General features: G+C 60.6%; 19 protein-coding genes. 11 read left to right on the top strand and 8 right to left on the bottom strand.

The features are described from left to right. Window positions 1-89: 89 nt before the first annotated feature. The 3 genes from ftsX to ftsY are packed head-to-tail and all read right to left on the bottom strand — an operon-like array spanning window position 90 to window position 3282. Window positions 90-1112, bottom strand: coding sequence for a permease-like cell division protein FtsX (gene ftsX / locus ACM6I0_RS17720; protein ID WP_259153754.1), 1023 nt, complete (start codon window positions 1110-1112; stop codon window positions 90-92). Beyond that, window positions 1109-1780, bottom strand: coding sequence for a cell division ATP-binding protein FtsE (gene ftsE, locus ACM6I0_RS17715; RefSeq protein WP_010466809.1), 672 nt, complete (start codon window positions 1778-1780; stop codon window positions 1109-1111). The genes ftsX and ftsE overlap by 4 nt, the downstream gene beginning before the upstream one ends. Next, window positions 1777-3282 carry a signal recognition particle-docking protein FtsY gene (gene ftsY, locus ACM6I0_RS17710; protein WP_414922916.1) on the bottom strand — a complete coding sequence of 502 codons (1506 nt, stop codon included), beginning with the start codon at window positions 3280-3282 and terminating at the stop codon, window positions 1777-1779. The genes ftsE and ftsY overlap by 4 nt, the downstream gene beginning before the upstream one ends. Window positions 3283-3626: 344 nt before the next feature. On the opposite strand from ftsY, the gene ACM6I0_RS17705 reads away from it, so the two are divergent. Genes ACM6I0_RS17705 through ACM6I0_RS17685 form a run of 5 tightly spaced genes read left to right on the top strand, consistent with a single transcriptional unit; the run spans window position 3627 to window position 8965 of the window. Further along, window positions 3627-4982, top strand: coding sequence for a M16 family metallopeptidase (locus tag ACM6I0_RS17705; protein ID WP_285432847.1), 1356 nt, complete (start codon window positions 3627-3629; stop codon window positions 4980-4982). Next, window positions 4975-6465, top strand: coding sequence for a M16 family metallopeptidase (locus ACM6I0_RS17700; protein ID WP_414922915.1), 1491 nt, complete (start codon window positions 4975-4977; stop codon window positions 6463-6465). The genes ACM6I0_RS17705 and ACM6I0_RS17700 overlap by 8 nt, the downstream gene beginning before the upstream one ends. Beyond that, on the top strand, window positions 6465-7076 hold the full coding sequence (rsmD, locus tag ACM6I0_RS17695; RefSeq protein WP_414922914.1) for a 16S rRNA (guanine(966)-N(2))-methyltransferase RsmD: 612 nt from the start codon (window positions 6465-6467) through the stop codon (window positions 7074-7076). Before ACM6I0_RS17700 ends, rsmD begins: the two co-directional genes overlap by 1 nt. Before the next feature lie 56 nt (window positions 7077-7132). Further along, window positions 7133-8131 (top strand): hydrolase, encoded by a 999-nt coding sequence (locus ACM6I0_RS17690; RefSeq protein WP_414922913.1) that lies wholly within the window; start codon window positions 7133-7135, stop codon window positions 8129-8131. Window positions 8132-8134: 3 nt separating this feature from the next. Beyond that, on the top strand, window positions 8135-8965 hold the full coding sequence (locus tag ACM6I0_RS17685) for an AraC family ligand binding domain-containing protein (protein WP_414922912.1): 831 nt from the start codon (window positions 8135-8137) through the stop codon (window positions 8963-8965). Between the two features lie 125 nt (window positions 8966-9090). Here ACM6I0_RS17685 and ACM6I0_RS17680 read toward each other — a convergent pair whose 3' ends face one another. Further along, window positions 9091-9945 (bottom strand): sulfurtransferase, encoded by an 855-nt coding sequence (locus tag ACM6I0_RS17680; RefSeq protein WP_414922911.1) that lies wholly within the window; start codon window positions 9943-9945, stop codon window positions 9091-9093. A 33-nt stretch (window positions 9946-9978) separates the two neighbouring features. After that, complete coding sequence (locus ACM6I0_RS17675) at window positions 9979-10650, bottom strand: TetR/AcrR family transcriptional regulator (RefSeq protein WP_285432853.1); 672 nt, start codon at window positions 10648-10650, stop codon at window positions 9979-9981. Window positions 10651-10794: 144 nt separating this feature from the next. On the opposite strand from ACM6I0_RS17675, the gene ACM6I0_RS17670 reads away from it, so the two are divergent. The 5 genes from ACM6I0_RS17670 (at window position 10795) to ACM6I0_RS17650 (ending at window position 15499) form a co-directional block, all read left to right on the top strand. Continuing rightward, entirely contained in the window at window positions 10795-12225 is a 1431-nt protein-coding gene (locus ACM6I0_RS17670) for a coniferyl aldehyde dehydrogenase (protein WP_414922910.1), read from the top strand. Between the two features lie 28 nt (window positions 12226-12253). Further along, entirely contained in the window at window positions 12254-12799 is a 546-nt protein-coding gene (locus ACM6I0_RS17665; RefSeq protein ID WP_414922909.1) for a twin-arginine translocation pathway signal protein, read from the top strand. Window positions 12800-12954: 155 nt separating this feature from the next. Further along, window positions 12955-14550, top strand: coding sequence for a GMC family oxidoreductase N-terminal domain-containing protein (locus ACM6I0_RS17660; RefSeq protein WP_414922908.1), 1596 nt, complete (start codon window positions 12955-12957; stop codon window positions 14548-14550). Window positions 14551-14665: 115 nt separating this feature from the next. Further along, on the top strand, window positions 14666-15145 hold the full coding sequence (gene coaD, locus ACM6I0_RS17655) for a pantetheine-phosphate adenylyltransferase (RefSeq protein WP_007945531.1): 480 nt from the start codon (window positions 14666-14668) through the stop codon (window positions 15143-15145). A 102-nt stretch (window positions 15146-15247) separates the two neighbouring features. Beyond that, window positions 15248-15499, top strand: coding sequence for a YfhL family 4Fe-4S dicluster ferredoxin (locus ACM6I0_RS17650; protein ID WP_008150569.1), 252 nt, complete (start codon window positions 15248-15250; stop codon window positions 15497-15499). Between the two features lie 130 nt (window positions 15500-15629). On the opposite strand, the gene ACM6I0_RS17645 is transcribed toward ACM6I0_RS17650, so the two are convergent. The 3 genes from ACM6I0_RS17645 to ACM6I0_RS17635 are packed head-to-tail and all read right to left on the bottom strand — an operon-like array spanning window position 15630 to window position 17664. Beyond that, the gene (locus ACM6I0_RS17645; protein ID WP_090178530.1) at window positions 15630-15953 is read right to left on the bottom strand and encodes a multidrug transporter; all 324 of its coding nucleotides are present in this window, start codon (window positions 15951-15953) and stop codon (window positions 15630-15632) included. Window positions 15954-16007: 54 nt separating this feature from the next. After that, the gene (gene mutM / locus ACM6I0_RS17640) at window positions 16008-16820 is read right to left on the bottom strand and encodes a bifunctional DNA-formamidopyrimidine glycosylase/DNA-(apurinic or apyrimidinic site) lyase (protein ID WP_090178527.1); all 813 of its coding nucleotides are present in this window, start codon (window positions 16818-16820) and stop codon (window positions 16008-16010) included. Window positions 16821-16848: 28 nt separating this feature from the next. After that, window positions 16849-17664: an HDOD domain-containing protein gene (locus ACM6I0_RS17635; protein WP_285433001.1), complete on the bottom strand. Its 816-nt coding sequence runs from the start codon at window positions 17662-17664 to the stop codon at window positions 16849-16851. 324 nt (window positions 17665-17988) lie between these two features. Here ACM6I0_RS17635 and ACM6I0_RS17630 point away from each other — a divergent pair, with 324 nt between their 5' ends. Beyond that, a complete protein-coding gene (locus tag ACM6I0_RS17630; RefSeq protein ID WP_222588866.1) occupies window positions 17989-19185 on the top strand; it encodes a class I SAM-dependent rRNA methyltransferase in 1197 nt (398 codons plus the stop codon). Window positions 19186-19464: the final 279 nt, after the last annotated feature.

Raw genomic sequence — 19464 nt, 5'->3', positions numbered from 1 at the left:
ACTCGTGCAGTTCAGCACTGCGAAAATTGACCGGAAACCGAAAGACAAGTTCCCATAAACGCTGAAAGGTCAATACGAGCAAAATGATACTACTTAGGCGCAAGCTCCCTCAGGTGGCGTGCGACTGCAATCCATGCACCGATATACCCCAACAGCACCGCGCCAAGCAAGAGAGACAGACCGTCGGCAACCGGCACGCCGGCCAGCGCAAAATTACTGCCATACAAACCGGCCAGCCCGACCACCGCCTCGTTGAGCCAGTTCAGCCCAAACGCCAATACGCCCCAGGAAAGTATCCCCGCACCGAAGCCATACAACGCACCCATATACAGAAAGGGCCTGCGCACATAGCTGTCAGTGCCGCCCACGAGTTTAATCACTTCTATCTCTGTGCGGCGGTTTTCAATATGAAGACGAATGGTATTGCCTATCACCAAAAGTAATGCAGAAACCAGAAGCACGGTCAGACCGAAGACAAAACGGTCACCCAGCTTGAGAATTGCCGCCAGACGCTCGACCCAGACTAGATCAAGTTGCGCCTGTTGTACCTTCGGCAGCTCGGAAAGTTTTTGTCGTAATGCTTCAAGGGCCGGCTTGTCGACCTCTTTAGGTGTCACCAGAACCACGCCGGGCAACGGGTTTTCCGGCAACTCCTTGAGCGCCTCGCCCAGACCGGACTGTTGCTGGAACTCTTCCAGCGCCTGGTCGCGACCGACATATTCAGCATCCGCCACACCGGGCATGCCTTTGATCTGCTCCCGCAACGACTCGCCCTCGGCAGGGCTGGCCTCGATTTTCAGGTACAACGAAATCTGTGCCGCACGCTGCCAGGACCCGCCCAGGCGCTCGACGTTACTTAACAAAAGTGACAGGCCCATCGGCAAGCTCAGGGCAACCGCCATCACCATGCAGGTGAAAAAGCTGCCAATCGGCTGTTTGCCCAGACGGCGCAAGCTGTCCATAAGACTGGCGCGATGGCTTTCAACCCAGGCACGAAACAGCGTGGCGAAGTCCGGGCCGTCGTCATCGTCGCGCTTTTTCTTCTGCGGCTGCGGATCGGCGGCCTTGGGGGCAACGCGCTCGGAGACCTTGGGGCTGCGTGTCGCACTCATACGCCAGCCTCCCCATCGCCGATCAATCGGCCGCGCTGCAGGGTCAGCATGCGATGACGCATACGGGCTATCAGGGCCAGGTCGTGACTGGCAATCAGCACGCTGGTGCCCAGACGGTTGATGTCTTCGAACACGCCCATGATCTCGGCCGCCAGCCGCGGGTCGAGGTTACCGGTCGGTTCGTCCGCCAGCAGCAAGGCCGGCCGGTGAACGATGGCGCGGGCAATGCCGACGCGCTGCTGCTGGCCGGTCGACAGGTCGCCGGGGTACAGATCGGTTTTATCCGACAGCGCCACGCGCTCAAGCGCCGAATCCACGCGCTTGACGATCTCGGCCTTAGACAAGCCAAGGATCTGCAATGGCAACGCGACGTTATTGAACACCGTGCGATCGAACAGCAATTGGTGGTTCTGGAACACCACGCCGATCTGCCGGCGCAGGTAGGGAATCTGCGCATTGCTGATGGTGGCGAGGTCCTGGCCGGCCAGCAGCAATTTGCCGGTGGTCGGACGCTCCATCGCCAGCAGCAGGCGCAACAAAGTGCTTTTACCGGCACCGGAATGGCCGGTTACAAACAAGAATTCGCCCCGACGGACTCGAAAGCTCAGCTCATGCAAGCCGACGTGACCGTTCGGGTAGCGTTTACCGACCTGTTCGAAACGAATCATGAACGCTCCCGCTCGGCAAACAATGCCTGGACAAAGGGTTCTGCTTCAAAAGTTCGCAAATCATCGATGCCTTCACCGACGCCGATATAGCGAATCGGCAGGCCAAACTGCTTGGCCAGGGCGAAAATCACCCCACCCTTGGCGGTGCCGTCGAGCTTGGTCAGCGCCAGGCCGGTCAGTTCGACGGTCTGGTTGAATTGCTTGGCCTGGCTGATCGCGTTCTGCCCGGTCCCGGCGTCGAGCACCAACAGCACTTCGTGCGGCGCATCGGCGTCGAGTTTGCTGATGACCCGGCGGACCTTCTTCAACTCTTCCATCAAATTGTCTTTGGTGTGCAGGCGACCGGCGGTGTCGGCGATCAGCACATCAATGCCTCGGGCCTTGGCGGCTTGCACGGCGTCGAAGATAACCGAAGCCGAGTCGGCGCCGGTGTGCTGGGCGATGACCGGGATCTTGTTGCGCTCGCCCCAGACCTGCAATTGCTCGACCGCTGCGGCGCGGAAGGTATCGCCGGCCGCCAGCATGACTTTCTTGCCTTCGAGCTGCAGCTTCTTCGCCAGCTTGCCGATGGTGGTGGTCTTGCCGGCGCCGTTGACGCCAACCACCAGAATCACGAACGGCTTGTTTTGCGAGGTGATTTTCAGCGGCTGTTCGACAGGCTTGAGCATCGCCGCGAGTTCAGCTTGCAGGGACTTGTACAGCGCATCGGCATCGGCCAGTTCTTTACGCGCGACTTTCTGGGTCAGGCGTTGAATGATCACCGAGGTGGCCTCGACGCCAACGTCGGCGGTCAGCAGGCGGGTTTCGATGTCTTCGAGCAGCTCGTCATCGATGATCTTCTTGCCCAGGAACAGGGCGGCCATGCCCTCGCCAATGGTGGCGCTGGTCTTGGACAGACCTTGCTTGAGGCGAGCGAAGAAGCCGGCTTTGGTTTGGGCCGGTGTTTCAACCGGAGCGACAGGCGCGTCGACTGCTGGAGCGACCACAGGTGCAGGTGCTGGAGCTGTCGGAGCTACAAATGCAGGCGCAAGGGGCTGCGGAGCGGGCGGAGGAACAACCGGCGCGGGCTGAGCCACGACGACCGGTGTTACAACCGGCTCAACCACTGGAACCTGAACAGGCTCGGGTGAAAATGCAGCCGGTGCTGGAATTGGCGGGGTAACGTGCGGCGCCAACTCGTCTTCAACCAACGCCACCGGCTCTTCGGCCACCGGCAATGTCAGCCACGGTTCGGCGACGGGCGCCAGCGGCACCTGGGTCACGACTTCGGCGACCAGATCAGGCTTGGCCTCGACCACTGGCTGCAACACTGGCTCGGCGGTCGGCAGGACTATCGGTGCGAGCTCTTCTTCTATAACCGGAACCGGCGCAGGAGTTGGCTCAGGAAGTGGTTGTGGCTGTTCGACGACGGGTTCCTGCGGCTTTTTGCGCAGCCATCCGAACAGGCTTTTCTTCTCGCCAGCCGCAGCTGGGGTCTTCTTGTCGTCGTTGGAACCAAACATGGAGGACGGCTATCTCACGGTAGCGACGCGCCAAAGGGCGCCTCGGCAAATAAATATTCGATGCAGAACAGACTGCGATTGACCCAGCTTGTTCACGCGCAACATTTTGTCGAAGTGCCCACGGCACTTCAAAGGTCGACTAATACGAAGGACTGGAACGGCATCGTCGGCGAAAACGCTGAGTTTAGCTGACAAATTCAAAGCTTCCGCAGGTAACCCATGCAACCTTCCGGCCGATCAAAGGCCTGATAGGCGTGGCCGCCAGTAAAACGGACCAGTATCCTAGCACCCTCTCGCCCGCCGACGCTAAGACCAAGCGGGCAGCCCAACAGGTTTAAAAACGAATGAATGCTCTAGCCCGCCGCGCTGCAGGCCTGCTGCTCAGCACAGTTTGTCTGCCCCTCTCGGCCCTCGCCGCCGACCCACAACCCACTCACGAATTCACCCTCGACAACGGTTTGAAGGTGGTTGTGCGCGAAGACCATCGTGCGCCGGTGGTGGTTTCCCAAGTCTGGTACAAGGTCGGCTCAAGCTACGAGACGCCAGGCCAGACCGGTCTGTCCCACGCCCTGGAACACATGATGTTCAAGGGCAGTGAGAAAGTCGGTCCCGGCGAAGCGTCGCTGATCCTGCGCGATCTGGGCGCCGAAGAGAACGCGTTCACCAGTGACGACTTCACTGCGTACTATCAAGTATTGGCCCGTGACCGCCTGGGCGTGGCCTTTGAACTGGAAGCCGACCGCATGGCCAACTTGCGCCTGCCGGCTGACGAGTTCGCCCGCGAAATCGAAGTGATTAAAGAAGAACGTCGTCTGCGCACTGACGACAAGCCGATGTCAAAGGCCTACGAACGCTTCAAGGCCATGGCGTACCCGGCCAGCGGTTACCACACGCCGACCATCGGCTGGATGGCTGACCTGGACCGCATGAAGGTCGAGGAGCTGCGTCACTGGTATCAATCCTGGTATGTGCCCAACAACGCCACGCTGGTGGTGGTGGGTGACGTGACCCCGGACGAAGTCAAAACCCTGGCCCAGCGCTATTTCGGCCCGATCGCCAAACGTGACGTGCCACCCGCGAAAATCCCGGTGGAGCTGGCCGAGCCTGGCGAGCGCCAGATCACCCTGCACGTGCAGACCCAACTGCCGAGCCTGATGCTGGGCTTCAACGTGCCGAGCATCGCCACCGCCGAAGACAAACGCCTGGTCAATGCCTTGCGCCTGATCTCGGCCCTGCTCGACGGCGGCTACAGCGGGCGTATCCCGACACAACTGGAGCGCGGCGAAGAGCTGGTGTCCGGCGGTTCGTCGAGTTACGACGCCTACACCCGTGGCGACAGCCTGTTCACGTTGTCGGCGACGCCCAATACCCAGAAAAAGAAAACCATGGCTCAGGCCGAAGCGGGCCTGTGGAAACTGCTCGAACAGCTGAAAACCACCGCGCCGTCTGCTGAAGAACTGGAGCGCGTAAGGGCTCAAGTCATCGCGGGCCTGGTTTATGAGCGTGATTCGATCACCAGCCAGGCCACTTCCATTGGCCAACTGGAAACCGTCGGCCTGTCCTGGAAACTGATGGACACCGAACTCGCCGACCTAGAAGGCGTGACCCCGGAAGATATTCAAAAGGCCGCCAAGCTGTATTTCACCCGCGAACGTCTCAGCGTCGCCCATGTCCTGCCACCGGAGACGACTCATGAGTGAGCGTAAGAAATCACGTTTGGCCCTGATCGGCCTGATTGCCGTTGCCCTGATCGGGTCCACCGCATTTTATTTCTCGAAAAGCCAAGACCCCAAGGCCAGCGAAGTCCTCGACAAGGCCAAGTCCAGCCAGAAGCTGCAATCGCTGACCGAGCTGGACGGCAAGGCCCCCAGCCACCGCTCCCTCGACGTACAAACCTGGAACACCGCCGAAGGCGCCAAGGTGCTGTTCGTCGAGGCCCGCGAATTGCCAATGTTCGACCTGCGCCTGATCTTTGCCGCCGGCAGCAGCCAAGACGGTGACGCCCCAGGCCTGGCCGTGATGACTAACGGCATGCTCAACGAAGGCGTGGCCGGCAAGGATGTCGGCGCGATTGCTCAGGGCTTCGAAGGCCTCGGGGCCGACTTCGGCAACGGCGCATTCAAGGACATGGCGCTGGCTTCGCTGCGTAGCCTCAGCGCCGCAGACAAACGCGAGCCTGCGCTGAAGCTGTTCTCCGAAGTCATCGGCAAACCGACCTTCCCGGCCGATTCCTTCGCGCGCATCAAGAACCAGATGCTGGCCGGCTTCGAGTACCAAAAACAGAACCCGGGCAAACTGGCGAGCCTGGAACTGATGAATCGCTTGTACGGCGACCATCCGTACGCGCATTCCAGTGACGGCACGGCGAAATCCATTCCAGCGATTACCGTGGCGCAACTCAAGGCGTTCCACCAAAAAGCCTACGCCGCTGGCAACGTGGTGATTGCGTTGGTCGGCGACCTGTCCCGCGCCGAGGCCGAGGCCATTGCCGCCCAGGTCTCCAGCGCGCTGCCAAAAGGTCCGGCGCTGGCGAAAATCGCACAACCGCAAGAACCCAAAGCCAGCGTCGGCCACATCGAGTTTCCGTCCAAGCAAACCAACCTGATGCTCGCGCAACTGGGCATCGACCGTGACGACCCGGACTACGCAGCGCTGTCCATGGGCAACCAGATCCTCGGCGGCGGTGGTTTCGGCACGCGATTGATGAGTGAGGTGCGCGAGAAGCGCGGCTTGGCGTACGGCGTGTATTCGGGTTTCACTCCGATGCAGGTTCGCGGCCCGTTCATGATCAACCTGCAAACCCGCGCCGAGATGAGCGAAGGTACGCTCAAGCTGGTGCAGGATGTGCTCGCCGACTACCTTAAAACCGGACCGACCGAGAAAGAACTCGACGACGCCAAGCGTGAACTGGCCGGCAGCTTCCCGCTGTCCACCGCCAGCAATGCCGACATTGTCGGCCAAATCGGCGCCATGGGTTTCTACAACCTGCCGCTGAGCTATCTGGATGACTTTATGCGCGAGTCCCAGAGCCTGACTGTCGAGCAGGTCAAAGCCGCACTGAACAAACACTTGAGCACGGACAAAATGGTCGTCGTCAGCGCTGGCCCGACCGTGCCGCAAAAGCCGTTACCGGCCCCATCTGATAAACCTGCCGAGCAGCCGCTCGGGGTTCCGGAGCATTAATGGCCACTCGTCCAAAAAAACCTGTTCACAACGTACATAACGGCGTGAACCAATTGCGCATCATTGGCGGCGAATGGGGCAGCCGGAAACTGAGTTTCCCCGACGCACCGGGCTTGCGCCCGACCCCGGACCGGGTGCGTGAAACCCTGTTCAACTGGCTCGCGCCGTACGTGGCCGGGGCCAAAGTGTTCGACCCGTTCGCCGGCAGCGGCGCGTTGTTCCTCGAAGCCTTGTCCCGTGGCGCGGCCATGGGCCAGGCGCTGGACGCCAGCAACATTGCGGTCGCCAGCATCAAGGAGCATCTGGGCACGCTGCGCTGCACCACCGGCCAGATCCAGACCGCCGATGCCTTGCGCTACCTGGAAACCCAGGCCGCAACGGCCTACGACCTGGTGTTCCTCGACCCGCCGTTCAACCAGAACCTGCTGCCCGGCGTCTGTGCATTGCTGGAGGAGCGTCAGTGGCTGGCCGACGAGGCCTGGATCTACACTGAAAGCGAGAATGCGCCATCGAGCCTTGGCTTGCCAGGCAACTGGCGCCTGCACCGGGAGCAGAAATCCGGGCGGGTGTATTACGCGCTGTGGCAACGTATGGCAGAGATCGCCGGTTAACCGATCGGCCTGAAAAAGGTGCGCACTGGTTGCGCACCGCTGCATCGAGAATAAACGTGCCCCATCCGCCTGAACGTTTCACCCCCGCCTTCGGCCTCGGCAATCCGCACTTGCAAACCTTGTGGGGACCGCTGTGGCGCAAAACCACGCACATCGAACGCGAGCGCGAACGCTTGTGGCTTGAGGATGGCGACTTTCTCGACATGGACTGGCACGGCCCGCACACCGCCAATGCGCCGCTGGTGCTGGTGTTGCACGGTCTGACCGGCTCTTCGAATTCGCCTTACGTGGCCGGGGTGCAGAAAGCACTCGGTGCCCAAGGCTGGGCCAGCGTCGCGCTGAACTGGCGCGGCTGCTCCGGCGAACCCAATCTATTACCACGCAGCTACCATTCCGGCGCCAGCGAAGACCTGGCCGAAGCCATCAAACACCTGCGTGCCAAGCGCCCTCTCGCACCGTTGTATGCGGTCGGCTATTCCCTGGGCGGCAACGTCCTGCTCAAGCACTTGGGCGAAACCGGCAGTGACAGCGGCGTGCTCGGCGCAGTGGCGGTGTCGGTGCCGTTTCGCCTCGATCAATGCGCGGATCGGATAGGCCAGGGTTTTTCGAAGATCTATCAGGCGCATTTCATGCGCGAGATGGTGGCTTACATCAAGAACAAGCAGCGCCAGTTCCAGCATGACGGGCACGAAGAAGGACTGGCAGCCCTGGCGGCGCTGGGCTCGCTGGAAAACATGCGCACCTTCTGGGACTTCGATGGCCGGGTCACGGCACCGCTGAATGGTTTCGTCGATGCCGAGGATTACTATCGCCGCGCTTCGAGCCGCTATTTCCTAGGCGAAATTCGCACGCCAACCTTGATCATCCATGCGGCTGACGATCCCTTTGTCTTTCCACATAGCCTGCCGCAACCGCAAGAATTGTCCGATTGCACGCAATTCGAATTGCAGGCCAAAGGCGGGCATGTCGGCTTTGTCGATGGCTCGTTCCGGCATCCGGGTTATTACCTGGAACGGCGCATCCCCCAGTGGCTGAGCGCCGCGGGCCGCGAGTAGGTCATGGAAACCGATCAAGGCGAGTCGATCCGCTTCTGGCAAACAGCGCCCTTGGTGGGAGTCGAGCTGTTGTCCGCGCGCTACATCGAGCACCGCTTCGCGCCCCATGTGCATGACGGCTATGTGATCGGCATGATCATGGCCGGGGCTCAGCGTTATCGCTATCGCGGCGCCGAACATCTGGCTGGCAGCGGCACGCTGGTGTTGATCAACCCCAACGAACTGCACACCGGCCACAAAGGCACGGAGGACGGCTGGCTGTACCGGGCGTTTTATCCCGACAGCACTCAGATTCTCTCGCTGCTGGATGAACTGGAATTGCCGAGCAACAACCTGCCGGCCTTTGGCGCCACCTTGTACCGCGATCCAGACCTGGTGAAGGGCTTCTGCCAATTGCATCGCTTGCTGGAAAGTCCCTCCACAGCATTGCAACAGCAGACGGTTTGGCGGGAGATGATGCTGTCGCTGCTGCAACGTCACGCAGCCGTGCCGATTGCCGGCAAACCGGGCAAGGAACACCGGGCGGTGACGCGAGCCAAGGATCTGCTGCAAGCGCAGTTGGCGGCACCGCCTTCGCTGGAAGAACTGGCGGCGGCGGTCAACCTGTCACCGTTCCACTTCGCCCGGGTATTTCGCCGTGCCACGGGCATGCCGCCGCACACCTGGCTAATGCAGCAACGCATCGCCCGGGCGAGGGGGTTGTTACAGGGTGGTTGTTTGCCGCTGGAGGTGGCGATGCAATTGGGGTTTGCCGATCAGAGTCATCTGAGCCGGCAGTTCAAGCAGGTCTACGGGGTTGGGCCGGGGGCGTATCGCAGTGCCCGGTTGCGGTGATAGCCCAAGCCACAATGCCTCCTGTGGGAGCGAGCCTGCTCGCGATAGCGGTTTAACATTCAGCATATCTGCTGACTGATCCACCGCTATCGCGAGCAGGCTCGCTCCCACATTTGGATTGGTGGCTACTCCCCGGTAGCGATGCCGTGCGATGGATCGTTGATCCATTCGCTCCACGATCCGGCATACAACGAGGCCAACGGATAACCCGCTAGGCATAGCGCAAACAGGTTGTGGCACGCCGTCACACCCGAACCGCAATACGCCACCAGATCGCTGGGTGAGCGACTGCCAAGCTTCGCGGCAAACCGCTGTTTGAGCTGATCGGCCGGCAGGAAGCGCCCGTCACTGCCCAGGTTGTCGGTGAACGCCGCACATTGTGCGCCGGGGATGTGCCCGGCAATCGGGTCGATCGGCTCGACTTCGCCTTTGAAGCGCGGCAACGCGCGGGCATCGAGCAGGGTCAGCGCCGGTTGGCCGAGACGCTGTTGAAGCTGCTCGGCGCTCAGGACCAGCGCACTGTCCGGCGTCCCGGCGAAAGTGCCGCGCCGGGTGTCGCACGCATCCAGACTCAGCGGCAAACCCGCAGCATGCCAGGCCTTGAGCCCACCATCGAGGATAAACACGCCCTCACGCTTGCCCAGCCAGGCCAGCAACCACCACGCCCGCGCCGCAAAGGCACCGGGGCCGTCGTCGTACAAAACCACTTCGCTGTCGGCGTTGATGCCCCAGGCCTGCAGGCGCTCGATCAACTCTTCAGGCTTGGGCAACGGATGGCGTCCGGTCACGCCCTTGACCACCGGCCCGCTCAAGTCACGCTCCAGATCGGCGAACCTGGCCCCGGCGATATGCCCTTCGGCATAGCTGCGCTGACCGTAGTCCGGGTCTTCGAGGGCAAAACGACAATCCAGAATCACCAGCCCAGGCTGGTCCTTTTTCAGGTCCAGTGCTTGCGGGCTGATCAGTTGCGCAATGGGCATAACGGGCTCCTGTGACTAAGACGGTTTCAAATCCTACTGCACTTCTTCCAGGGCCTGGGCCAACGGCACGTAAAACTCTTCGTACAGCGCATCCACGGCATCGCGAGCCTGGTCCGTGACGAACCCGGCCTCAAGCACCAGCACCTGATACACGCCACGCTTGATTGCCTGCTCGCTCAGGTGATTGGAGTTTTCCCGTGTGGTGCACAGGAAACGCACCCAGGACGTCAGAATGATCCAGGCATTGAGCGTCAAGGACTCGATCTGAACCTTGTCCATTTGCAGGATGCCGGCCTCGACGAAGCCCGCGTAGATGTGCGTGCCGTGGATCAGGCAGCGCTGGGAAAAACGCCGATAACGGGCAGCCAGCTCCGGATCGCTGTCGAGCAGGTGCTCAAGGTCTCGGTGCAGGAAGCGGTAGCGCCACATCGCGGCCAGCAGTTCCTGAAGGTAGAAACGCTTGTCCTCGACGGTGGCAGCACGGCCCTGGGGTGGGCGCAGGAAGCTGTCCACAAGGCTTTCGTACTCACTGAACAGCACGGCGATGATCGCCTGCTTGTTAGGGAAGTGGTAGTACAGGTTGCCCGGGGAAATTTCCATGTGGGCAGCAATGTGGTTGGTGCTGATGCTGCGCTCACCCTGCTGATTGAACAGCTCCAGGCTGTTCTGCACGATGCGCTCGCTGGTTTTGATCCGAGGGGCCATGGCTTGAGCTTTAATTCAGAGTGCGTTGACGGGCATCTTACGACCTATCCGCGGGTGGATAAACAAAGCTGCACCAGGATGTCATTTGACTTTATAGAGCATAGACTCTAAAAAGTGCTGATTACAATAAATCCGGAGCCGATCATGACTGCTGACATCGCCTACCTGCAGAATTCGCAGCAGCCCCTGGAGGCTCTCCAAACCCTGTTCGACGCGCAACGTGCAGCCTACGCCGCCAACCCGATGCCGCCGGCTGCCCAGCGCCAGCAATGGCTCAAGGCGCTGCGGGATATGTTGAGCCATGAGCGCGAGGTGCTGATCGATGCCATCAGTCAGGACTTCAGCCACCGCAGTGCCGATGAAACCCTGCTCGCCGAACTGATGCCCAGCCTGCACGGCATTCATTACGCCAGTCAGCACCTCAAAGGCTGGATGAAACCTTCGCGGCGCAAGGTCGGCATCGCTTTTCAGCCGGCGTCGGCCAAAGTTGTCTACCAACCTCTTGGCGTGGTCGGCGTGATTGTGCCGTGGAACTACCCGCTGTACCTGGCCATCGGTCCGTTGGTGGGTGCGCTGTCGGCAGGCAATCGGGTGATGCTCAAACTCAGTGAGTCGACCCCTGCCACCGGTTTGCTGCTCAAGGATTTATTCGCCAGGATCTTCCCCGAAGACCTGGTTTGCGTGGTATTGGGCGAAGCCGATGTCGGCGTGGCCTTCTCCAGATTGCGTTTCGATCACCTGCTGTTCACCGGCGCCACCAGCGTCGGTAAACACGTGATGCGCGCGGCGGCCGAAAACCTGACCCCCGTGACCCTCGAACTCGGCGGCAAATCCCCGGCCATCGTTTCGCGCGATGTGCCGCTCAAGGACGCAGCCGAGCGCATCGCGTTTGGCAAAACCCTGAACGCCGGGCAAACCTGTGTTGCCCCGGACTACGTGCTGGTGCCGGAGGATCGCGTAGGCGGATTCGTCGAAGCCTATCGTCAGGCGGTGCGCGGGTTTTATCCGACACTGGCCGACAACCCGGACTACACCGCCATCATCAACGACCGGCAACTGGCGCGGCTTAATGGCTATATCAGTGACGCCACCAGCAAGGGTGCGTTGTTGATTCCACTGTTCGATCAAGGCCAGGGCCGACGCATGAGCCACAGCGTGTTGCTTAACGTCAGTGACGACATGACTGTGATGCAGGACGAAATCTTCGGCCCGGTGCTGCCCATCGTGCCGTACGCGAATCTGGACCAGGCCTTTGCCTACATCAACCAGCGCCCTCGCCCGCTGGCGTTGTATTACTTCGGCTACGACAAACGCGAACAACAGCGTGTGCTCCACGAGACACATTCCGGGGGTGTTTGCCTCAACGACACGCTGCTGCATGTCGCTCAGGACGACATGCCGTTCGGTGGCATCGGTGCCTCGGGCATGGGCCATTACCACGGTCACGAAGGTTTCCTGACCTTCAGCAAGGCCAAGGGTGTGCTGATCAAACAGCGCTTCAACGCGGCGAAACTGATTTATCCGCCGTATGGCAAAGCCATTCAGAAACTGATCCAGAAGCTGTTTATCCGCTAACGCTCACCTCTGCCGGGTAATAACAATAATGAGCCCAAGCCTGCCTGCAACACCCGCGCTGTCCCGGCGCGGCCTGCTTAAATTCAGCCTCGGAGCGAGCGCTTTTCTGGCCACGGCCGGATTGGGTGCGAGCCTCAGCGGCTGCTCGTCCAGTATCGCGGCCGACGGTTTTGCGATCCTGCGCCGCGCCGACCTGCTGTTTCTTCGGGCGCTGGTGCCGGTGATGCTCAACGGCTCGGTGGCCGTCGAGAAAATGCCCACGGCAGTCGCTGACACCCTGCACTGCCTGGATAACGCCCTGAATCACTTGTCGCCGGAAATGCTCAAGCTGACTCAACAATTGTTCGATGTGCTGGGGATGGCCGTGACGCGCGGGCCGCTCACCGGGATCTGGGGCAGCTGGGAAAACGCCAGTGCCGATGAGATCCGGCACTTCCTCGATCGCTGGGAAAACAGTTCGTTGAGCCTGTTGCGCATGGGGCATAGCTCGTTGCTGCAACTGGTGATGATGGCGTGGTACAGCCGTGCGGAGTCGTGGGTGCACTGCGGGTATCCGGGGCCGCCTACGGTCTAAAAACCGAGTCGACGCCATCGCGGGCAAGCCCGGCTCCCACAGGATTTGAATCGCTCACAAAAGGGTGGCCCACCTCAAAACCTGTGGGAGCGGGCTTGCCCGCGAAGGCGTCAGATGCGTCACAACCGAATCCAAAACAATAAGAGAACCTGAGAATGCCCGTACCCGATCCGTTCCGCGAAGGCATGGCCCGTGGCTGGAAAACCCACAACGGCTCGCAACTGACCCAGGACCTGACCCTCGAAGCGGACGTGGCAATCATCGGCAGCGGCGCTGGTGGCGGGACCACCGCCGAAATCCTCAGCGCCGCCGGCTACAAGGTGCTGCTGATCGAAGAAGGCCCGCTCAAGACCAGCAGCGACTTCAAGATGCTTGAAGACCAGGCCTACACCAGCCTCTATCAGGAAGGCATCGGGCGCATGAGCAAGGACGGCGCGATCACCATCCTCCAGGGCCGTGCGGTCGGTGGAACCACGCTGATCAATTGGACCTCGAGCTTTCGCACCCCGGACCCGACCCTCGAACACTGGGCCAAGGAGCATGACGTCAAAGGCCACAGCCCCGCCGAGATGGCGCCCTGGTTCGAAAAAATGGAACAACGCCTGGGCGTCGCGCCGTGGAGGGTGCCGCCCAATGCCAACAATGACGTGATTCGCAAAGGCTGCGAAAAGCTCGGATACAGCTGGCACGTGATCCCGCGCAACGTGCGCGGCTGCTGGAACCTCGGCTATTGCGGCATGGGCTGCCCGACCAACGCCAAGCAATCCATGATGGTGACGACCATTCCGGCGACCCTGGAAAACGGCGGAGAACTGCTTTATCTGGCCCGCGCTGAAACGCTCTCGATCAAGGACGGCAAGGTCTCAGGGCTCAAATGTGTCGCGATGGATGAACGCTGCGTTGCGCCTACCGGCAAGACGATCACGGTCAAGGCGCGGCATTACGTACTGGCCGGCGGCGGAATCAACAGCCCGGCGCTGCTTCTGCGCTCAAACGCACCCGATCCGCACAAACGCTTGGGCAAGCGCACGTTCCTGCACCTGGTGAACATGTCCGCCGGGCTGTTCGACGACGTCATCAACCCGTTCTACGGCGCGCCGCAGTCGATCTATTCCGACCATTTCCAATGGCAGGACGGCACCACCGGCAAGATGTCCTACAAACTTGAAGTACCACCGCTGCACCCGGCGCTGGCGACCACGTTACTCGGTGGTTTCGGCGAGGAAAACGCCCGGCACATGGAAAACCTGCCCCATACCCACGCCATGCTGGCGTTGTTGCGCGACGGGTTCCACCCAGACAGCCCCGGCGGCAGCGTCGAGTTACGCGGTGACAACACGCCGGTGCTCGATTATCAGGTTTCAGCGTATGCCTGGGACGGTTTGCGTCGTGCCTTCCACAGCATGGCCGAGATCCAGTTCGCCGGGGGCGCCAGCGCCGTCATGCCAATGCACGCCGACGCTCGCTACGTGAAGACCCTGGCCGACGCGCGCACGCTGATCGACGGTTTGAGCCTGGAGCTGTACCGCACACGCTTGGGCAGCGCTCATGTGATGGGCGGTTGCGCCATGGGCGAAGACCCGAAAAACGCGGTGACCGACAGCCTCGGTCGTCATCATCAACTGAGCAATCTGTCGATCCACGATGGCTCGCTATTCCCCACCAGCATTGGCGCAAACCCGCAATTGTCGGTCTACGGGCTGACGGCGCAACTCGCGACTTTGCTCACCGAACGTTTGAAAAACCCATGAAAAGGGCGAATATTCCCATCGTCTATAGTGCTTTCTTACCCAACAGGCGACTTGGCCGACCGGGAAGGCTGCGATACCATCCGACTCCCCAACGGACTCCCGCCAGGACGACGCGATGAACCGAGTGTTGTACCCAGGTACCTTCGACCCTATTACCAAGGGCCATGGCGACTTGGTCGAACGCGCCGCGCGCCTGTTCGATCATGTGATCATCGCCGTCGCTGCCAGCCCGAAGAAAAACCCGTTGTTTCCCCTGGAACAGCGTGTGGAGCTGGCCCGCGAGGTCACTAAACATTTGCCGAACGTTGAAGTCGTCGGTTTCTCGACGCTGCTCGCGCACTTCGCCAAAGAGAAGAACGCCAACGTGTTCCTGCGTGGTTTGCGCGCGGTGTCGGACTTCGAATACGAATTCCAGCTGGCCAACATGAACCGTCAATTGGCGCCGGATGTGGAAAGTCTGTTTCTTACACCGTCCGAGCGTTATTCGTTCATATCCTCGACGCTGGTCCGTGAAATCGCGGCGTTGGGTGGTGATATCACCAAGTTCGTCCACCCTGCGGTGGCGGATGCCCTCACCGAGCGCTTCAAGAAGTAACGACCGCTCAAGCGGCGCCCGCGTGCACTGCGGGCGCCAATGCGGCACAATTGCGCGCATTGGTTTATTGCGCCAGGGCTCTGCGCCCCGGCTGGAGTTAGCATGTCCCTGATCATCACCGACGATTGCATCAACTGCGACGTCTGCGAACCCGAGTGCCCGAACGCCGCCATTTCCCAAGGCGAAGAGATCTACGTGATCGACCCGAACCTGTGCACGCAGTGTGTCGGTCACTACGACGAACCTCAGTGCCAGCAGGTCTGCCCGGTGGATTGCATTCCGCTGGACGAGGCGCATCCGGAGACTGAAGAGCAGTTGATGGAGAAATATCGCAAGCTTACTGGCAAGGCTTGATCAGATAGTTTTGTAGCGACTGTGCCGGCCTCATCGCGAGCAAGCCCGCTCCCACATTAGACCGCGATCAACTGTGGGAGCGGGCTTGCCCGCGATGAGGCCATCAGCAACACAAAAAATCCAACTGCCTTCACTCCCGCTGCTCAAACCCCTCCCCGATACACCCCAGGCACCGCACGAACGCCGCTTTCGCCGGATCCACCACCAGCGCCTGCCCGGCATCGCCGACGCCACCGCCCAGCGCGGTGAACGGTAACGACACGACAAACACCCCGGCACCGATCACCGTCGCCACGACCAGCAAAGGTCGGGCAATCAGCAAGTCACCGATCATGGCGTACGCCGGGGGATTCTGGATGGTGTAGCGCGGGTCACCGCTGCCGTTGCTGGCCGCCAGCGCGGGTGCACCGATGCTCAGCAGCAGCGCAACGACAAGGGTTCGAAACGAATTCATGGCACGGTCCTTCGGCTAGGCAGTTAGAACACTGACTATAGACCCTGGGACGTATCAGCTCTGGCATCGCGGGCAAAAGACGCTGGCGCGCTGTCCCAGTTTCACTTCCCGAAGCTCTGTGCCACAGACTTTGCACTGTGCGCCGCCACGGCCGTAGACAAACAATTCCTGCTGGAAATAACCCGGCTGACCGTCGCCGCCAATAAAGTCGCGCAACGTGGTGCCACCGCGCTCGATGGCGGCGGCCAGAATGCGCTTGATCTCGATTGCCAGCTTCAAATAGCGCGCCCGGGAAATGCTCTTGGCCTCGCGGCGCGGATCGATACCGGCGGCGAACAACGCTTCGGTCGCATAGATATTGCCGACCCCCACTACCACCGCGTTATCCATGATGAACGGCTTGACCGCCATGGAGCGTCCGCGCGACTGCTGGAACAGACGCTCACCATCAAACAGGTCGGTCAACGGCTCCGGCCCCAGGCGGATCAGCAGTTCGTGATTGAGCGGATCGAGGCTCCAGAGCATCGCGCCAAACCGTCTCGGGTCGGTGTAACGCAGGGCCAGGCCTGACTCCAGCTCGATGTCCACATGCTCATGCTTGGCCGCCGGCATGCCGACTTCCACCAGCCGCAGATTTCCCGACATGCCCAAATGGCTGATCAGCGTACCGACCTCGGCATTGATCAACAGGTACTTGGCGCGTCGTTCCACCAGCACGATGCGCTGGCCGGACAGCCGCACATCGAGGTCCTCAGGAATCGGCCAGCGCAAACGGCGGTCACGCACGATCACCCGGCTGACGCGTTGGCCTTCCAGGTGTGGCGCAATCCCGCGGCGAGTGGTTTCGACTTCTGGCAGTTCAGGCATGCTGTTCTCGACTCAGGCTGTACGACACTCAGCGGTGAGTGCCAATGTCGCGGATCGTTTGTTTGAGGGTGTCGAAGTCGTAGTCCGAGAGGCCGACATAATCGAGAACCAGAGGCGCGATGCTATTCCATTCATGGTCTTCGGTCTGATTACCCAGCACCCGGTACGACGCACAAATGTGTTCGGCCATTTTCAGGATCGCCAAGAGGTTTTTGAGCTGGGCGTTGCGCGAAGACTCGTCGCTGAAAATCGCCAACGCATTATGGTGATTGGCGATGGCTGCACTCACATGTTCCGGCAGACGCCAGGATTTGGCGGTGTAGTACCCGACCACGGCATGGTTGGTATTGAACATCCGATTTTCGGTGTCCACCACTCGGCACTCGGCACTGGCGTTGGCGTAAGCCTCCTCCACCACGGTCATGTAATTGGGGAAGCGCTGCAGCATCAACGGCACGCCGCAGTCGTGGAACAGACCCAACGCATACGCCTCGTCACCCGCCTGGGCGCCAATACGCTTGGCCAGGGTCAGGCACGTCATTGCCACGTCCTGGGACGTATCCCAGAACCGGTTCAAGGTGACGATGGTGTCGTCGTTCATCTCGCCCTTGATCGACTGCGCGTTGATCAGGTTGATGACCGAGCGGCTACCCAGCAGATTCACCGCACGCTGGATCGAGGCAATCTTGTTGCTCAAGCCGTAATACGGCGAGTTGATGATCTTCAGCAAAGCCCCAGAGAGTCCCGGGTCCTGGGAGATCAGCTTGGCGATCACCTCCAGGTCAGGGTCGGGCATGTACTGCTCCATCTGCAAATCCACCATGATCTGCGGTTGAGCCGGCACGCTGATGCCTTGCAGGGACTGTTGGATCTGTTCGGTCGTCAGCTCTTGGGACATAAGTACACACTCTGGGTCAGGCGGCGATTCTAACCCTTATAAAGTTGGATCCGACACCTTGGCGGCGACATCGCCCGAAGTTTCATTTCAGTCCACATCGCGGGCAAGCCCGCTCCCACGGGTTTTGTGTCAATCGCAGAAATTGAATTTCAACCCAAACCCGTGGGAGCGAGGCTTGCCCGCGATGGGGCCATCAGCGTTTCATCGCCCGCCCGGCCCGCCGCAAGCCTCAACACGCTATACTCCCGCTCTTTTTTCCGGAGCGACGTCATGTCCCTGCCTAGCCTGCGCCTCAAAGCCAACGCCGACCGTCGCCTGCGAAACGGCCACTTGTGGGTCTACAGCAACGAAATCGATGTAGCGGCGACCCCCTTGCACGCCTTCAAGGCCGGAGACCAGGCGATCCTCGAAGCGGCTGGCGGCAAGACGCTGGGCATCGTTGCCATGAGCCCGAACAACCTGATCTGCGCCCGCCTGCTGTCGCGCGACATCAAGCTGCCATTGGACAAATCGCTGCTGGTGCACCGCCTGAACGTCGCCCTGTCCCTGCGCGACCGTCTGTTCGACAAGCCGTTCTACCGTCTTGTCTACGGTGACTCGGACCTGCTGCCAGGCCTGGTGGTCGACCGTTTCGGCGACATCCTGGTGGTGCAGATCGCTTCGGCGACCATGGAAGCCCATAAAGAAGACGTGATCGCGGCGCTGACTCAAGTGCTCAAGCCGAGCGGCATTCTGTTCAAGAACGACTCCGCGGCCCGTGACGCCGAAGGCCTCAACCGTTACGTCGAAACCGTGTTCGGCCTGGTGCCGGAGTGGGTAGCACTGGAAGAAAACGGCGTGAAATTCGAAGCGCCGGTCATCCAGGGCCAGAAAACCGGCTGGTTCTACGATCACCGCATGAACCGCGCGCGCCTGGCCCCTTACGCCAAAGGCAAACGCGTACTGGACCTGTATAGCTACATCGGCGGCTGGGGCGTGCAAGCGGCGGCTTTCGGCGCCAGTGAAGTGTTCTGCGTCGACGCCTCCGCCTTCGCCCTCGACGGCGTCGAGCGCAACGCCGCGCTGAACGGTTTCGCCGAGAAAATGACCTGCATCGAAGGCGACGTGTTCGAAGCCCTGAAAGAGCTGAAAGCCAGCGAAGAACGTTTCGACGTGATCGTCGCCGATCCTCCGGCGTTCATCAAACGCAAGAAAGACATGAAGAACGGTGAAGGCGCTTATCGTCGCCTGAACGAGCAAGCCATGCGCCTGCTCAGCAAGGACGGCATCCTGGTCAGCGCTTCGTGCTCGATGCACCTGCCCGAAGATGACCTGCAGAACATCCTGCTGACCAGTGCCCGTCACCTGGATCGCAACATCCAGATGCTGGAGCGTGGCGGTCAGGGCCCGGATCATCCGGTTCACCCGGCCATCGCCGAAACCCGCTACATCAAAAGCATTACCTGCCGTCTGCTGCCAAACAGCTGATCAAGCCGGTTTTGAAGGGGGGAGCCAATCGGCTCCCCTTCTGTTATCTGCTATTAAATTCTCTAGCGTCCTACCCTGGCAGCCTTACTGGGCTGCAGGAAGTTTCGCTGTGTTTCTTGCTTTGCCGGATAGAACTTACAAAATTCATTGTTCTGTAGGATCGATCCGACACAATTACTAGAAGCCTCTTACCTAATATCTCCTTGATAAGCCTCCATTACTATCTATGATTGAGTTGTCACCACGAGGTGGCACTCACTTTCAATTACAAGGAGTTCC

It is taken from the genome of Pseudomonas sp. IT-P294, from assembly GCF_949767865.1.
In the GTDB taxonomy this organism is placed as follows: domain Bacteria; phylum Pseudomonadota; class Gammaproteobacteria; order Pseudomonadales; family Pseudomonadaceae; genus Aquipseudomonas.
This window is presented reverse-complemented; position numbering and strand designations above follow the sequence as displayed.

Excerpts from the sequence above, each read along its gene's own strand:
- ftsE (WP_010466809.1), bottom strand. The coding sequence starts at position 1,780 with ATGATTCGTTTCGAACAGGTCGGTAAACGCTACCCGAACGGTCACGTC.
- ACM6I0_RS17630 (WP_222588866.1), top strand. The coding sequence starts at position 17,989 with ATGTCCCTGCCTAGCCTGCGCCTCAAAGCCAACGCCGACCGTCGCCTG.
- ACM6I0_RS17665 (WP_414922909.1), top strand. The coding sequence starts at position 12,254 with ATGAGCCCAAGCCTGCCTGCAACACCCGCGCTGTCCCGGCGCGGCCTG.
- ftsX (WP_259153754.1), bottom strand. The coding sequence starts at position 1,112 with ATGAGTGCGACACGCAGCCCCAAGGTCTCCGAGCGCGTTGCCCCCAAG.
- ACM6I0_RS17705 (WP_285432847.1), top strand. The coding sequence starts at position 3,627 with ATGAATGCTCTAGCCCGCCGCGCTGCAGGCCTGCTGCTCAGCACAGTT.
- ACM6I0_RS17670 (WP_414922910.1), top strand. The coding sequence starts at position 10,795 with ATGACTGCTGACATCGCCTACCTGCAGAATTCGCAGCAGCCCCTGGAG.
- ACM6I0_RS17660 (WP_414922908.1), top strand. The coding sequence starts at position 12,955 with ATGCCCGTACCCGATCCGTTCCGCGAAGGCATGGCCCGTGGCTGGAAA.
- ftsY (WP_414922916.1), bottom strand. The coding sequence starts at position 3,282 with ATGTTTGGTTCCAACGACGACAAGAAGACCCCAGCTGCGGCTGGCGAG.
- mutM (WP_090178527.1), bottom strand. The coding sequence starts at position 16,820 with ATGCCTGAACTGCCAGAAGTCGAAACCACTCGCCGCGGGATTGCGCCA.
- ACM6I0_RS17680 (WP_414922911.1), bottom strand. The coding sequence starts at position 9,945 with ATGCCCATTGCGCAACTGATCAGCCCGCAAGCACTGGACCTGAAAAAG.
- rsmD (WP_414922914.1), top strand. The coding sequence starts at position 6,465 with ATGGCCACTCGTCCAAAAAAACCTGTTCACAACGTACATAACGGCGTG.
- ACM6I0_RS17685 (WP_414922912.1), top strand. The coding sequence starts at position 8,135 with ATGGAAACCGATCAAGGCGAGTCGATCCGCTTCTGGCAAACAGCGCCC.
- ACM6I0_RS17675 (WP_285432853.1), bottom strand. The coding sequence starts at position 10,650 with ATGGCCCCTCGGATCAAAACCAGCGAGCGCATCGTGCAGAACAGCCTG.
- ACM6I0_RS17650 (WP_008150569.1), top strand. The coding sequence starts at position 15,248 with ATGTCCCTGATCATCACCGACGATTGCATCAACTGCGACGTCTGCGAA.
- ACM6I0_RS17645 (WP_090178530.1), bottom strand. The coding sequence starts at position 15,953 with ATGAATTCGTTTCGAACCCTTGTCGTTGCGCTGCTGCTGAGCATCGGT.
- coaD (WP_007945531.1), top strand. The coding sequence starts at position 14,666 with ATGAACCGAGTGTTGTACCCAGGTACCTTCGACCCTATTACCAAGGGC.
- ACM6I0_RS17700 (WP_414922915.1), top strand. The coding sequence starts at position 4,975 with ATGAGTGAGCGTAAGAAATCACGTTTGGCCCTGATCGGCCTGATTGCC.